The sequence below is a fragment of the Halocynthiibacter sp. genome (genome assembly GCF_049608145.1).
Taxonomy (GTDB): domain Bacteria; phylum Pseudomonadota; class Alphaproteobacteria; order Rhodobacterales; family Rhodobacteraceae; genus Halocynthiibacter.
The window spans coordinates 1-14120 of record NZ_JBMYXF010000036.1 but is presented as its reverse complement, the minus strand read 5'-3'; the positions used below and the strand labels follow the sequence as shown (position 1 = coordinate 14120).

Below are 14120 nucleotides of genomic sequence, written 5' to 3'. Positions count from 1 at the left end.
TTTAGCTATACATGTAGTTGCCCCTTCTGGTTACAGCTTCAGGAAACCAAGGGGATGAATGTCAGATCGCGCTCTGGCATTGATTTTGGGAAGCACCGGGGTGACCGATACAATTGAGGACCCTTGCAGGGTTCTTCAGATGCCGTTTGATCAGCTCTTTTTGTTTTCGGGGAGGGGGAATAAAACAGGCTGGTTCCATTTCCTCTCTGCGCAAACAGAGTTCGGGAAATATCATGAGAACCTCGACAAGAGCGTCCGGCGACATTGCTTTTTGAGCCTGTTCACCCAGCAACAATGTTTCAGCAGCGATGCCTTCAGCATAGATGATCTGGTGACCGTCCATCAGGAAATGCACATAGGTGACAGTGTCAAGCCAGGCCAGTTCTTCCACGCCCGGCAAGGCCAGCAGCTTAACAGCTGCAAGCAAAAGCTCATCGCAACCAAACATACTTTGTGCGATTTCAGAGCGAAGCAAAATACGATGCTGGCGGGAAACAAGCAGATCCCGCTCAGGCATACCCTGTCCCAGCGCCCCGGCACTGATGCAGATCGGCCGGCAATTCTCTGCCATTGGCTCGCTCGTGCTACCGAATGTGCGCAGACCGACCCAACGAACCGGGCGGTACACGCCATCCTGACACAGCAGTAAATCGCCAGGCTTGACCTTTGCGGCTGCAACCGGCCCGTTCATCGTTGTGATTAACGTGTCGGCGGTAAAGCATACGGGATCATCATCCAGCTCAAGGCTGTAATGCGTACCCAACCCATTGTCTTCATTGATATATTCAAGACTAAGCGTTGTGAAATCACGTGTGATCGTCAGGGTCAGACCGAGGTTGCTGCTGCTGCCATGTATCGCCCCATCGGGAGAAAGCTTTGGAGACACTGAGCCTGTCAGAGGATCAATCGCATTCGGATCCGGAGAACCGCCGAAGAAAGGGTACGCAGAAGGTGGCAACCCGGTATGAACGCCAAAGGGATCCCCCCATTCAATGGTTGCCTCACCGCTGGCGATCAGATCGTTGATGTTCACACGAACACCATCAAGAAAGACAAAGAAAGACTCAACCGATGCCGGAGAAGTGCCCTGTGTATCGGTCAGCGCATCAAATCTCAGACGGGCTCCACTGACCTGAACCGGGTTTCCGCTGGAATTGGTCAGGCTGTGCACCATGTGCTCGCCGTCTTCCAGTTCGTCCGTTTCAGCCCCGAGACTGAACAATGTCTCCGTTCCGGGAATTCCACTTACGGCTGGTGAAGCGATCCCATAATCCATATCGGTTGTAGTGCGCAGATTAAGCGATGTGCCATTTGACAAAGTAAAAGTAACGTCACCGCTGTGATTTGCGGGATCTGCATCTGTCGGAGTAATTTTCTTAAAGGCCATTGGAATACCATTACCAGTTAACTTAAAAACACCCCCCAACATGAGGGAAACACAATGGCGACCAGCAATAATCCGATTGTAAATTCAAAAGGCGTTGCTAAATACATATACTGTTCGCTTCTTTCATTATGGCGAATTTACTCATTTAAATCAATAGGATGTAATGTTGTAAATTAAAAACAAATATGCCCCCTGAGTTGTAATGCAGTCACTTTTGCGCGCATCACTACCGCCTGCTATTCGTTATGATTGCATTCAATTCATGACCCACTCATCAAACAACACGCGCCATATCGGCCCCTTCTCTGGCTGTATGAGCGATCAGTTAACCACAGCCAGTGCCGCCCCTGTTGCAAATAGTGTTTGCGGCTAAATGTTACCCGTACCAATCATTCAAGCGCCCATTCACAAACAGTGCTTCCAGTTGTTTTGTGGAAAATGGATATCGTTTGTCCAGAGTATTCACTGGGTCATGCAGGTCCAGTTTTTCCAGGCTTGGTATCACCAACGTGGAGTCATTCCGTGCGCAAGTCCTGAAAAATTGTCGTAAGTTCCGTAAATGACCATTCACATGACTGATCGAGATACTTTCGTGCTGGGGCGACCGCGCTTCCAGCACCTGATGTATACTCATGTTGGGATAACGCTTTGTGGCATTGCTTGGTAAATTCTCCAATGCTCCTCTGAACGCAACGACGCTTTTCCGATCTATGCTGCTGATGTCAGCGGACGGGCCATAAAATTCCGACAGTAGTTTTAAGGTATGAGACATTTTCGAATACCCCTTCGGCCCTCTCGTGACACGCACTTCCTCTAATACCATGGGTATCAGCAGGTCTAACGTTGCCTCACCTTTGGGGATTGCTGGTGATACGGAGAGCGGCACTCTGGGTTCTTGTGTCTCAGCGTTTATGAAGAATGGATTGTCACCCTGTGCTGGAGTGTTTGCGTAAAGGTTGACCGCATCAACATGTACTTGCGTAAGTGCCTCTCTGATACGCCGTAGCAACTTTGTGTAAGCCGGGGCATCTGGTGCCAGTGTCAGCCCTCGCTGCTTTAACATCAAACGGGCATTCACGTTTGCAGCATCAGGAAGATCGAAATCCGATAACAATGCATGTAAGACGCTGCTACGACCATCTTCTGGTATGGATTCAGCTTCTTGCTGGTCGGACGGTAACCGAAAGAAATCTGCCATATCACTGGCCGCTTCTTCTCGGTAGTTGTGGTACACTTTACGTGCCATGTCCGCGATCTCAGCATCAGCCAAATCGCTGATCCGCTGAGACACCTTGCTATCGCGCTCAAGTAGTTCATTAAACCAAATGTATAAATCCGAACGTTTCTTTTCCGCGACCTTGAGCGCCGCCGCACGATTGGTCTCATCAGTGCTGCGGTGAATTTCGCTACTCCCGACCAAATGCACCACAGGTTTGGGTACATATACACGAACATGCCATGTGTCATTTTGCCGGTATACTTTGGGTGCAGTACGAGGATGGAGCATACGCAACTCGTAGTACCAAATCGTAGTAAAATCCACCCGAAAGCCCAGTGTAATAAGGGATTGTCTTATTTATAAGGCTGGAATTGGTGTTTGGTGGAGCCTAGCGGGATCGAACCGCTGACCTCCTGCATGCCATGCAGGCGCTCTCCCAGCTGAGCTAAGGCCCCATCCTAGATCGCCGCAGCAGATCTTAGTCTGTGAAGCGGTGTCTAGAAGGTTCGTCCGGGCAGTTCAAGCATATTTCGCCGCCCCGACGTAATTTTTTCAACTTTCCCAGCGGAACAGAAAAGCCGCCTAGAAATCAGTTGTCGTCATCATCCGCCGGAACGTCTGCGATCTCTTCAAGAGAGACGTCACCTTCGTCTTCATCGTCCAGAACATCATCGCCCAGATCTACATCTGTGGTGTCATCATCGTCCAGAACCACGTCAGCGTCATCCACCAAATCTTCTGGTTTGGTTTCAGCTTTATCGGCAGAAAGACTGCGTGTCTTACCGCTGGTATCGATGTTAACTGTCTCACCCGTATACGGGCTGACGGGCGGGTTTTTGTTCAGGTCGTAAAAACGTTTGCCGGTGGTCGGGCAAAGGCGTTTTACACCCCATTCTTCTTTGGGCATGGAATTTCCCTTCGCTTTGCGAGTCTGCTTAAGAGAGTCGCGATGAACTGCCACAAGACACCAGAAAGGTCAAAGGCTTTTCGGTGAGTATAGCCGTTTTCCCGATATTTTCCCCGGCTTATGCGGGATTGAACGTAAACTTATCTGCTGAAACACGATAATTGTCCACTGTCGCCTTTTCGTTCAGAAATCTGGCGATATAAATGGTGCATGATTTTGCAAGGTATTCCACCCGTTCATGTTGAACTAAAACGCAATGCGCGTGCGCGGCGTATGACGTTGCGCGTGTCGCGTCTGGATGGTCGGGTGACACTGTCTGTGCCAAAGCGTCTGAAGGAAGCCGAAGCGCGCGCGTTTGCAGAGGAAAAGGCAACCTGGATTCGCCAGCAGCTGGATGGACGTCCTGAAATTCAAACACCGCAGATTGGTGTTTCGCTGTTGTTCGAAGGTCGGACGTACCCGGTCATAGCCGGCACAGGGCGTGCGGCCAAGTTTACAGGGGATGCTTTTTCAGTGCCAGGCAATGCAGATGCAACGCCGCGCAAGATTGCAGCTTTGTTGAAACTTCTGGCACGGGATCGGTTGGTGGCCGCGTCTGATGGATATGCCCGGGCGCTTGATGTCGATTACAGTGCTATTCAGTTGCGCGATACACGATCGCGCTGGGGATCATGTTCGTCACAAGGCAAGCTAATGTATTCTTGGCGGTTGATTATGGCCCCGCCAGAAGTTCTGAACTATGTCGCCGCACATGAAGTTGCCCATCTGCGTGAGATGAACCATTCACAGGCCTTCTGGGATTTGGTGGCGCAGATCTACCCGGATTACGCGGTCCCGCGTCGGTGGTTGCGTGAAAATGGCAATCAGTTGCATGTGTGGCAATTCTGATCCCGTCTTGACCTGAGTGTGTATTTTGTGATCACAGTCGGATATGCAAAGTGCAACAAAGCCCAATGACACCCAGGCCCCGACCCACGATCTGCTGTATCGCAGTCTGCGCACGCAGATTATGCATGGGGAACTTGGCCCAGGCGAAGCTCTGACCGTGCGCGGTCTTGCGGCCAAATGGAATGTCTCCATGACCCCGGCCCGCGAAGCGCTTCGGCGCTTGTCCGCAGAAGGGGCACTTACGATTTCTGCCTCGGGGCGGGTGTCCACGCCAACGCTGTCTAATGATCGGATCGAAGAACTGGCGGCTCTGCGCGCATTGCTGGAGCCTGAACTGGCGTCTCGTGCCCTTCCGCGTGCGCATATGGCGTTGATCGACCGGTTGCAGATGATCAATTCGTCGGTGGCCGAGGCCGTGGTGAAACAGGATGCTGTCGCCTATATTCGTACAAATCTGGAGTTCCACCGTACGTTGTACCTGCGTGCCCATGCCCCCGCGATGCTGGCGATGACGGAAACTGTATGGCTGCAGATGGGGCCAACCATGCGGGCATTGTACGGGCGCTTGCGCCGGGCTGAACCACCTGCGAACCACCGGCTGATTATTGCTGCTTTGCGTGCAGGGGATGAACCGGGGCTGCGTCTTGCGATCCGTGCCGATGCGACACAAGGGTTGCGGATGTTGGTCAGCTGAATAGGTGTGTTCGCAAAGCACGTGCTCTTTGTCGTCTTGCAGCTATCGTGTTTGATTGTTTTCAGGCTAAATCTTGCAGGAACATAAAGCGGTGTAGAATGAAACATGGGTGATATCTGGGACGGTTTGCAGGCGGCGGCCTGGCTGTTGATCAGCTTTGATGCGGATCTCTGGGAGATCACGTTGCGGTCCTTGCGTGTCACCTTTTCAGCGTTGTTGATTTCCTGTGCTATTGCCATGCCATTGGGGGCACTATTGGTGTTGCGACGGTTCTGGGCGCGCCGGTTTGTGATTGCATTGCTGAATTCCTTGATGGGCCTTCCGCCGGTGGTGGTGGGGTTGGTTGTGTATCTGATGTTGTCACGCAGTGGGCCATTTGGTGTGCTGAACCTGCTGTTCACGCCCACGGCGATGATCATCGCGCAGGTGATTATCATCACGCCACTGATTGCATCGATTACCCATCAGGCGCTGCGTGAACTCTGGAGCGAGTATCACGATCTGCTGATTTCCTTGAACACCAGCATCTTTCAGCGGGTCTGTACCCTTCTGTGGGACGGCCGGCGGACGCTGTTAACGGCTGCCCTTGCCGGGTTTGGCCGTGCAATTGGTGAAGTGGGTGCAATTATGGTGGTGGGGGGCAACATTGATCATGCAACCCGGGTTCTGACAACGGCCATTGCGCTTGAAACTGGCAAGGGGGATTTCGCCATGGCGCTGGGGCTTGGGCTTGTGCTGATCGGCCTTGCTGTCACTGTTAATTTGCTGATCCACTGGCTGACCGGCACAGAAAGGGCAGGGCGATGGTGACACCCATACTGCCTTTGCGCCTTGATGGTGCCTTTGTGAAACGACGTGGTAAGGTGCTGGCCGGGCCTGTTGATTTGTGTCTTCAGGGCGGTGGCCTGACGATCCTGATGGGGCCTAACGGGGCTGGCAAAACCACGCTTTTGCGCATGATGCACGGAATCGAACGCCTGTCGGGAGGATCAGTCACTTGGGCTGCAGACGAAGAAACGGCCCGGGCCGCACAGAGCTTTGTCTTCCAGACGCCGGTGATCATGCGTCGGTCTGTGCTGGACAATCTCGTATATCCCTTGCGCCTGACCGGGGTTGAGAAAACGAAGGCCCGGCAAAAAGCACGGGATGCCTGTGCGATGATCGGGTTGTCAGCCCAGGAAAACCAACGTGCGACGCGTCTGTCAGGGGGCGAAAAGCAGAAACTGGCCCTTGCCCGTGCCCTGATCCGCGATCCACAGGTGTTGTTTCTGGATGAGCCCTGTGCCAATCTTGACGGGGCGTCCACCAGGGAAATCGAAACCCTGTTGCAGGCTGCGATCGGCCGTGGAACACGTATCATAATGAGTACTCACAGTATTGGCCAGGCCAGACGACTGGCACGAGACGTTCTTTTTGTGCATCGGGGTGCTTTGGTTGAACACAGTCCTGCGGATGTATTTTTCACCAGTGCACAAACGCCCGAAGCACGGGCCTTCCTTGACGGAGATATTCTGGAATGATGCACAGCATATATGCATCCCTTGCCGCACTGGCCTTAACTGGTCCTGCGCTTGCGGATGAAATGAAACTGGCGGTGACCACTTCTTTTCACAATTCGGGGCTTTCTGATATTCTGCTTCCTGTATTGACGGAAGACACTGGAATTGAGGTTCAGTTGCTGGTGGTTGGCACCGGCCAGGCGCTGCGTTTGGGCGAGGCTGGTGATGTGGATGCGATTCTTGTGCATTCCCGTGCAGCGGAAGATGCGTTTATCGAGGCGGGCTTTGGGACGTCGCGTCGTGAAATCATGTATAATGATTTCATCCTTGTTGGGCCCCAGGCGGATCCGGCAAATGTGGGGCAAGCAACAAACATTCGCGATGCGCTTTGGGCGATATCTGGTGGGGCGGCCCCGTTTGTCAGTCGCGGCGATGACAGTGGTACACATAAGCGCGAAAAATCCTTGTGGGAGGTCGCTGGTATGAACCCAGAGAGCGCTGAATGGTATCGCGCGACTGGTTCTGGCATGGGGGCTGCGCTAAACACCGCGTCTGGCATGGGCGCATATATTCTGACAGATCGGGCAAGCTGGCTGAATTTTGGCAACAAAGATGGCATGATGCTGATCTTTGAAGAGGACGAAGCGCTGTTCAACCAATATGCCTATCTGCCGGTGAATGCAGATTTGCACCCGCATGTGAAGGCTGATCTGGCAGAAAAACTAGAAGACTGGCTGGTTTCAGACCGGGCCGAAAATCTGATCAATGGATATGAAATCGATGGTCAGACGCTTTTCACCTTTAATGCTGTAAGATAAATAAAACCCCGGTCCACAAAATGCGGACCGGGACGCCGTCGCGACGGCATTTCTATGCCCACCAGCCAGTCGGGGCAGAGAAATTTCGGGATGTTATTCGGCAGGCATCGCCGCGCCAGACATGGAGCCTTTGGCGAAGTGCAGACGGTGCAGCTTCAGAACAAGTACGATCATTGCGAACTGTGCGATCAGGGCAGGGGTATTGGCGATCCAGTACACGGTTGAGAATTTCTCGATCACACCGTTCGCAACCAGGCCTTTATTCACCCAGAAATGCAGCATCACAGACAGCGCAACCCCCGGACAAACCAATGCATAAGATCCAGCAGACCGTTTGCTTTCGGGTGTCATGAACTTGGCGCTGTAGTTAATGCGTTTCAGAACCGCCATGCCCAACATCAGAAACAGGATCTGCACGGCCAGAATACGGGTCAGCATCAGGAAGGTCGCACCACTGGCGGCATGCACGTCAAAGGTGGTGTGCAGCCCGTGGTCAATGCGCAGCAGAGCAATGCCAATCACGGTCAGCAGGGGAACAATCACCATCAGGGTAGGTGCTGCTTCTTCGGCAATGCCATGTTCTAGAATTGATCGTACCGCTAGCACCAGGGCCACAGCTGCGACAATAACAGTGGTCATCATCATAAAGCTTGAAAGCGACAGGGATGCAGCCACGACCCATGGAGTTTTTGACATTGCAGCTGGTGCGGCCATGCCAACAGCAACCATTGACAGGGTGAAGGATGCGAGAACCTGAGCAAAAGAATTGTTGGCTTTGTGGTTGAAGCCGCCTTCAGAAAAGACGCGTACAAGGAAAGCCCCCAGCAGTTGAAACGACCAGATCCCAACCAGAACAAACGCGATCAGTGCCAGTGGGAAAAGATATTCAACAATCCCCCAAAGGCCTGGAACAAAAACCAACCCGGCGATAAAGCCTGCATTGATGGTCATGGCGGCTGCAAGAGGTGCAGCGAGAAGCTGCGTTTCTGCATTGGTGCCCATCAGGTTTTTATAGGCAGCGGAGGCCTTGAATGCGGACAGTTGGCGTAGGTTAAACACCATCAGAGCGACATGCAGGACAGTCATAGCAGCAATCCCGGTCATGCCGACAGTTACGATCAGTTTCCCAGCGGCCCCACTGCTGGCGAAATGGGACATAAGATCCTCAAACACGGGCACAGGGCGTCCGGTATGAGGCACCCAGAACATGAGATACATAAAGAATGTGACGGACAGACCGCCCGCACCAAGGGCAGCAAGAAAATACAGTGGTGACCAGCTCCGGCTGGCGACGCTTTGTGTGTGTGCAGACATGATGTGTCCTCTCGTTTGATTCGGTGGAAACCCACCCGTTGAGAGGAAATTGTCTGATGTGCCTACTGCTGTCGGTGATATTGTTACAAATGCAATGAACCGGCTGAGGTTTCTGCATCTGTTTCGTTATTCAGGGCCGCATTGGCATATGCACATGCGGCCCTGAATGTGGATTGACCTGCTGGTGGTGTTACTTATTCAGGCACATAGCGCGGATAAGTGATTTTACTGTGACGGGCGAAATCCAGGTCTATTTCTACCGTTGCAAACGGGGTATCCGTATCGGTTTCCGCCAGAATGTCGCCTTCGGGGCTGATAATCCACGACAAGCCGCCGCAATTGGCTTTGTCTCCTTCCGGGCACCAGAGGTTTGACGACAGACCATAGGCACCAGAACACACAGCCGAAGCCTGTCCGCCCGCCAACCACTTGCGTTGTGATCCGTGTGGTGTCGCGCGTGGAATACATAGCAAATCCGCACGCGAGGCCGCATAATGACGGGCCCATTCCAGGAACCACATTTCGGTGCATATCTGAACGCCAATACGCATGCCCAATGCCCGGCCGATATCAAAGCTTTTGTCACCCCGGTCATACCAGGTATGTTCCCAATAGCCTTTCTCATCGGGCAGATAATATTTCTCATGCAGGCCACTGGTCGTTTTGCTTGTGGCATCCCAGAGATATGCTTGGTTGCGGCGGCTTCCCTGTGTGTTCACAATCGGGCGGGTCCCCATGATAGCCTTTGCACCCAACTGATCAAAGACAGCAATGCGGGCTTCGTGATCTGTGACAGCCTGTGCCCAGCGTTCATCAGTTGGGTCTTGATCCGCCGCCAGCCAAGCAGACAGGCTCATCTCGGGCAGCAATAGAAAATCAGTGTTTGCGTCCTGAACATGTTTTGCCAGCGCCTTTAGTTCACCATCAAGGTGCCCGGGACGCGGGTCGATCTGACATACTGTGACTTTCATAATCTCATCTCCTCATTGATAGGGGCAGGGTAACTCCCAAGGTGATGCAATTCAGTAGGTACAACTTTGCGTTTCAACATAATATTGTACAAATTGCTGGACTGTGCGATCATTTTGATATGGATGATACAGATCATGAGATAATTAAATTGCTTAGCGATGATGCGCGTATGGCAACCAGCGACATTGCACGAAGGTTGTCGGTGTCCCGAGCAACTGTGCAGAACCGAATTGACCGAATGCGCGATCGCGGGGTGATCCGCCGCTTTACGCTGGAACTGGGCGAGAATGAAGACAGCGGGCTGATCCCGGCGCTTCTGTTGATCCGTCTGAAGCCCGGGGACAGCCGGCCTGTGGTGGCAAGGTTGAAGAAAATTGCCGGGCTGCGCGATATTTGCGCCCTGAACGGCAGTTATGATCTCGCGGCGGAAATCACAGTCGGGTCGCTGTCTGCGTTGGATGAAACTCTGGCCAGAATTCGGATGTTTCCCGATGTGGCTGAAACCAATTGTTCGGTGCGTCTGCGGCGGTTTTCCTGATCAGATTGGCGGGTGCAGGGTGCACTCACCCGCCATTTCCGAATTCATTTGCCCTGCCAGACCGGATCCCGTTTCTCAGCAAAGGCCTTTGCGCCTTCCAGCTGGTCCTCGGACCGATATAGTGTTTCCACGGTTTCAAACTGGCTTTTGGTGATTTTGTTCATTGCGTCCTGGAATTTCATATCTTCCGCTTCGCGCACCACTTCTTTGATCGCCGCGTAAACCAGTGGCGGGCCGGACGCCAGAAGATCCGCCATCTCGCGCGCTTTCGTCATCAGATCAGCGCCCGCATGGATCTGGTTGATCATGCCCCAGCGTGCGGCCTCTTCCGCATCAATCCAGCGCCCGGTGAACAGCATTTCCATCGCGATGTGATAGGGGATGCGTTTGGGCAGTTTGATGGATGCGGCATCCGCCACCGTGCCAGAATTGATTTCGGGCAGGGCGAAGCTTGCATGATCGGCCGCCAGGATAATGTCGGCAGACAGGGCCAGTTCCAGACCACCGCCACAGCAAATGCCGTTGACCGCCGCAATCACCGGTTTGTTCAACCCGCGCAATTCCTGCAAGCCGCCAAAGCCACCCTTGCCGTAATCTCCGTCAACCTCATCGCCATCGGCGGCAGCTTTCAGATCCCAACCCGGGCAGAAGAATTTCTCGCCCGCGCCGGTGATGATTGCGACGCGCAATTCGGGATCATCGCGGAATTCTGTGAACACTTCGCCCATAATCCGGCTGGTGGCTAGGTCAATGGCGTTGGCTTTCGGCCGGTCCAGCGTGACTTCAAGCACATGGCCCTGGCGTTCAGTTTTAATCGGATTATCGGTCATTGTTTTCCTCCGGTGCGGATCAGGGCGTCTGCTGCGATTGCCACGTCGGGGCCACACATCAACGGGTTGATTTCAATTTCTTCAGGGGCCTCGGCCACGACCGCAGCCTGCACTGCCATGACAGCATCTGCAATTGCGTCTTTATTGGCCGCAGGCTGGCCGCGATAGCCATTCAGCAGTTTTGCGATTTTCAGGCTGTTCAGGGCCTCTGATACGGCGTCACGCGATGCGGGGACCAGCAGTGATGCGCTGTCCTGCAACATCTCTGTCAGAACACCGCCTGCTGCCAATGTCAGGACCATGCCATGCGCCGGATCATGGACAACACCAACCAGAAGTTCTGCGATTGTATCGGTGATCATCTCTTCCACGAGAAACGTCTCACAAGGCATGTTTTTCGCCGCAATAGACACTGATTTAGCATTCATCAGGTTTAACACCACCGCGCCTGCATCTGACTTATGCGCAATGCCTTCACCCTTCAGAACCACGGGATAGCCGATGATGTCAGCCGCTACAGCTGCCGTTTCCGGACTGGTGGCGCGGGCTGCTTTGGGGATGCGCAGACCATGCCCTGCCAGAAGAGATTTCCCTTCGGCTTCCGACAACGTAACAGTGTCTAGTTCGGTCGTTTTGGGCAAGAATAGACACTGTTTAACGGGTTTCCTCATGCCGATCTGTGCCGCCACATCCATGGCTTCAATCGCCTCTGACATGCCCGCAAAAGGGACAACGCCCATGCTGATGAGCCGGGCGGATATCTCTTCAGGTATGTTTTCCGGCAGAGAAGACAGTAACGCGACAGGGCGGTTACTTGCTTTCTGTGCCTCGGAGGCCGCAACAATCACATCTTCCCATTCCTCCGCTGAACAGCGATCCGAGCGAGGGAAGTCGACGACGATCACGCCCATGGCCAGGTCCGAGTCCATCATGGCGGTGAAACATGACGTTAACGCCGCACGGTCGCCCCAGATATAGGTGTGGTAATCGAGAGGGTTGGCGAGCGCGACTTTCGGCCCCAAAGCTGCGCGCAGGTCGGTCTTTTGGCGGCTGTTCAGTGGCGGAAACACCAGACCTGTGTCATGGGCCGTGTCCGCCATCAGACTGGCTTCGCCGCCGGAACAGGACATGGAGGCAATGCAGTTTGACGACAGGGGCCCGGCCACATGCAGTAGCTTTAAAGTCTCTAATAAGGCGGAAAGCGATGAAACCTGCCCGATGTTCAGTCGCTTTAACAATGCCCGTGCACCTGCGTCGCTGCCCGCAAGTGAGGCCGTGTGCGAAATCGCGGCAGCCTGGGCGTGATCCGATTTCCCGATTTTTACGGCGACGATGGGTTTGCCCAAACGCGCGGCCTCGCAAGCCATGGCTTCAAACCCGCGCAGATCGTCGATGCCTTCGATATGCAGGCCAAGGGCCGTCACGCGTTTATCCTGCAAAACCGCCTTGCCGATTTCCGACAGACCAGTCTGTGCCTGATTGCCTGCGGTGACGACATAGGCCAGAGGTAGACCCCGTGCCTGCATGGTCAGGTTGATCGCGATGTTGGAGGACTGCGTGATCAGGGCCACGCCGGTTTCAGCTGCCACCCCACCATGTTGATCCGGCCAAAGCGCGGCACCATCCAGATAATTCAGCATGCCGTAACAGTTGGGGCCGAGGATTTTCATCTCGCCTGCGGCCTCAAGCAGGGCCTCTTGTTTCTCGGTCCCGTCCGCCAGTTCTTCCTGCGCCTCGGAAAAGCCCGACGCAAAACAAACCGCGCCGCCCGCATCCATGGCCGCAAGTTCACGCACAACGTCAATCGTTGCGTCCCGGTTTACGCCGATAAAGGCGGCGTCAGGGGCATTGGGCAGATCGGATAGACCCGCAAAAGCCAGCAATCCACTGACTTCTGATTTTTTCGGATGCACGGGCCAGATGTCCCCCTGAAATCCCACTTTTGTGCATTGTTCGATCACATTGGCGCACCAGGCCCCGCCGCCGATCACGGCGACGGAACGCGGGCGCAGCAGTCTGTGCAAATCCGCCATTTACGCCCCCAAAGGCCGCAGTAGATCGCGCGAAATGATATGGCGCTGGATCTCGCTGGTACCATCCCAGATCCGTTCCACCCGGGCATCCCGCCAGAACCGTTCGATCGGAAAGTCATCCATCAAGCCCATGCCGCCAAAGATCTGTAATGTGGTGTCTGTGACTTTTGCCAGCATCTCGGATGCATAAAGTTTCGCAGACGCAATTTCGCGGTTCGCGGGCAGGCCTTGATCCAGGCGCCAAGCCGACGCCAAAGTCAGCCAATCAGCGGCGTCAATTTCGGTGATCATATCGGCGATCTGAAAACCAATGCCTTGGAATTTGCCAATGGGTTGGCCGAACTGGCTGCGTTCAGCGGAATAGTTTAGCGCATAGTCAAAACACCGGCGCGCACGGCCAACGCAGAATGCCGCCACAGTAATGCGGGTCGCGTAAAGCCATTCGTTCATCACGGCAAATCCGCCGTCAACTTCGCCCAGAACCTGAGCGTCGGGCAGGCGGCAATCATCAAAACTCAGGATGTAATTTTTGTAACCTTTGTGGCTGACGGAGTTATAGCCTTCGCGCACTTCAAAGCCTGGCGTGCCGCGATCAACAAGGAAGGTTGTAATGCGTTTCTTCGGGCCGCGCGGGGTTTCATCAACACCGGTTGCGATGAAAACGATAAAGAAATCCGCATGTTCCGCGCCGGAAATGAAATGTTTCGATCCGTTGATCACCCAATCGCCACCATCACGTATTGCCTGACACTTCATGCCGCGCACGTCAGATCCGGCGTCTGGTTCGGTCATTGCAAGGGCGTCCATCCGTTCGCCACGTACAGCGGGTAACAGATAGCGTTCGCGCTGTTCCTCATTGCAGGCCATGAGGATATTTTGTGGGCGACCGAAGAAATGGGTCAGCGCCATGGAGCCCCGGCCAAGTTCCCGTTCAACCAAAGTGAAGTCCACATGTGACAGGCCTGCACCCCCGACTTCTTCTGGGAAGTTGCAGGCGTAAAATCCAAGATCGAGACACTTC

The 14120-nt window shown here is 54.0% G+C and carries 14 protein-coding genes and 1 tRNA gene; 6 read left to right on the top strand and 9 right to left on the bottom strand.

What is annotated here, in order from left to right; genetic code table 11:
* Positions 1 to 61: 61 nt before the first annotated feature.
* From ACPGUT_RS11225 to ACPGUT_RS11210, 4 genes are all read right to left on the bottom strand, one after another.
* Positions 62 to 1387 carry a Hint domain-containing protein gene (locus ACPGUT_RS11225; protein WP_423991395.1) on the bottom strand — a complete coding sequence of 442 codons (1326 nt, stop codon included), beginning with the start codon at positions 1385 to 1387 and terminating at the stop codon, positions 62 to 64.
* 376 nt (positions 1388 to 1763) lie between these two features.
* The gene (locus ACPGUT_RS11220) at positions 1764 to 2930 is read right to left on the bottom strand and encodes a DUF6538 domain-containing protein (RefSeq protein ID WP_423991393.1); all 1167 of its coding nucleotides are present in this window, start codon (positions 2928 to 2930) and stop codon (positions 1764 to 1766) included.
* A 55-nt stretch (positions 2931 to 2985) separates the two neighbouring features.
* Positions 2986 to 3061 (bottom strand) — tRNA-Ala (locus ACPGUT_RS11215).
* A 134-nt stretch (positions 3062 to 3195) separates the two neighbouring features.
* On the bottom strand, positions 3196 to 3513 hold the full coding sequence (locus tag ACPGUT_RS11210) for a TIGR02300 family protein (RefSeq protein ID WP_423991391.1): 318 nt from the start codon (positions 3511 to 3513) through the stop codon (positions 3196 to 3198).
* A gap of 210 nt (positions 3514 to 3723) precedes the next feature.
* Between ACPGUT_RS11210 and ACPGUT_RS11205 the strand changes: the two genes are divergently transcribed.
* From ACPGUT_RS11205 to ACPGUT_RS11185, 5 genes are all read left to right on the top strand, one after another.
* Positions 3724 to 4401, top strand: a complete 678-nt coding sequence (locus tag ACPGUT_RS11205) for a M48 family metallopeptidase (protein WP_423991390.1) — start codon at positions 3724 to 3726, stop codon at positions 4399 to 4401.
* A gap of 43 nt (positions 4402 to 4444) precedes the next feature.
* Positions 4445 to 5095 (top strand): GntR family transcriptional regulator, encoded by a 651-nt coding sequence (locus ACPGUT_RS11200; RefSeq protein WP_423991388.1) that lies wholly within the window; start codon positions 4445 to 4447, stop codon positions 5093 to 5095.
* A gap of 105 nt (positions 5096 to 5200) precedes the next feature.
* Positions 5201 to 5905, top strand: a complete 705-nt coding sequence (locus tag ACPGUT_RS11195; protein ID WP_423991386.1) for an ABC transporter permease — start codon at positions 5201 to 5203, stop codon at positions 5903 to 5905.
* Positions 5899 to 6615: an ATP-binding cassette domain-containing protein gene (locus tag ACPGUT_RS11190; protein WP_423991384.1), complete on the top strand. Its 717-nt coding sequence runs from the start codon at positions 5899 to 5901 to the stop codon at positions 6613 to 6615. The genes ACPGUT_RS11195 and ACPGUT_RS11190 overlap by 7 nt, the downstream gene beginning before the upstream one ends.
* The gene (locus tag ACPGUT_RS11185; RefSeq protein ID WP_423991382.1) at positions 6612 to 7412 is read left to right on the top strand and encodes a substrate-binding domain-containing protein; all 801 of its coding nucleotides are present in this window, start codon (positions 6612 to 6614) and stop codon (positions 7410 to 7412) included. Before ACPGUT_RS11190 ends, ACPGUT_RS11185 begins: the two co-directional genes overlap by 4 nt.
* A gap of 93 nt (positions 7413 to 7505) precedes the next feature.
* Here the strand turns inward: ACPGUT_RS11185 and ACPGUT_RS11180 are convergent, their stop codons facing one another.
* Entirely contained in the window at positions 7506 to 8726 is a 1221-nt protein-coding gene (locus tag ACPGUT_RS11180; protein ID WP_423991380.1) for a TsoY family (seleno)protein, read from the bottom strand.
* A gap of 194 nt (positions 8727 to 8920) precedes the next feature.
* Positions 8921 to 9697, bottom strand: a complete 777-nt coding sequence (locus tag ACPGUT_RS11175; protein ID WP_423991378.1) for a carbon-nitrogen hydrolase family protein — start codon at positions 9695 to 9697, stop codon at positions 8921 to 8923.
* Positions 9698 to 9816: 119 nt separating this feature from the next.
* On the opposite strand from ACPGUT_RS11175, the gene ACPGUT_RS11170 reads away from it, so the two are divergent.
* Positions 9817 to 10236 carry an Lrp/AsnC family transcriptional regulator gene (locus ACPGUT_RS11170; RefSeq protein ID WP_423991376.1) on the top strand — a complete coding sequence of 140 codons (420 nt, stop codon included), beginning with the start codon at positions 9817 to 9819 and terminating at the stop codon, positions 10234 to 10236.
* A 44-nt stretch (positions 10237 to 10280) separates the two neighbouring features.
* Here the strand turns inward: ACPGUT_RS11170 and ACPGUT_RS11165 are convergent, their stop codons facing one another.
* From ACPGUT_RS11165 to ACPGUT_RS11155, 3 genes are all read right to left on the bottom strand, one after another.
* The gene (locus ACPGUT_RS11165; RefSeq protein ID WP_423991374.1) at positions 10281 to 11066 is read right to left on the bottom strand and encodes a carnitinyl-CoA dehydratase; all 786 of its coding nucleotides are present in this window, start codon (positions 11064 to 11066) and stop codon (positions 10281 to 10283) included.
* Positions 11063 to 13099, bottom strand: a complete 2037-nt coding sequence (locus tag ACPGUT_RS11160) for an acetate--CoA ligase family protein (RefSeq protein WP_423991372.1) — start codon at positions 13097 to 13099, stop codon at positions 11063 to 11065. Before ACPGUT_RS11160 ends, ACPGUT_RS11165 begins: the two co-directional genes overlap by 4 nt.
* A partial coding sequence (locus ACPGUT_RS11155) for an acyl-CoA dehydrogenase family protein (RefSeq protein ID WP_423991370.1) occupies positions 13100 to 14120 on the bottom strand: 1021 nt, incomplete at its 5' end.

Coding starts and splice junctions, on each gene's coding strand:
- ACPGUT_RS11225 (WP_423991395.1), bottom strand. CDS start 1,387: ATGGCCTTTAAGAAAATTACTCCGACAGATGCAGATCCCGCAAATCAC.
- ACPGUT_RS11210 (WP_423991391.1), bottom strand. CDS start 3,513: ATGCCCAAAGAAGAATGGGGTGTAAAACGCCTTTGCCCGACCACCGGC.
- ACPGUT_RS11205 (WP_423991390.1), top strand. CDS start 3,724: ATGATTTTGCAAGGTATTCCACCCGTTCATGTTGAACTAAAACGCAAT.
- ACPGUT_RS11200 (WP_423991388.1), top strand. CDS start 4,445: ATGCAAAGTGCAACAAAGCCCAATGACACCCAGGCCCCGACCCACGAT.
- ACPGUT_RS11195 (WP_423991386.1), top strand. CDS start 5,201: ATGGGTGATATCTGGGACGGTTTGCAGGCGGCGGCCTGGCTGTTGATC.
- ACPGUT_RS11190 (WP_423991384.1), top strand. CDS start 5,899: ATGGTGACACCCATACTGCCTTTGCGCCTTGATGGTGCCTTTGTGAAA.
- ACPGUT_RS11185 (WP_423991382.1), top strand. CDS start 6,612: ATGATGCACAGCATATATGCATCCCTTGCCGCACTGGCCTTAACTGGT.
- ACPGUT_RS11180 (WP_423991380.1), bottom strand. CDS start 8,726: ATGTCTGCACACACACAAAGCGTCGCCAGCCGGAGCTGGTCACCACTG.
- ACPGUT_RS11175 (WP_423991378.1), bottom strand. CDS start 9,697: ATGAAAGTCACAGTATGTCAGATCGACCCGCGTCCCGGGCACCTTGAT.
- ACPGUT_RS11170 (WP_423991376.1), top strand. CDS start 9,817: ATGGATGATACAGATCATGAGATAATTAAATTGCTTAGCGATGATGCG.
- ACPGUT_RS11165 (WP_423991374.1), bottom strand. CDS start 11,066: ATGACCGATAATCCGATTAAAACTGAACGCCAGGGCCATGTGCTTGAA.
- ACPGUT_RS11160 (WP_423991372.1), bottom strand. CDS start 13,099: ATGGCGGATTTGCACAGACTGCTGCGCCCGCGTTCCGTCGCCGTGATC.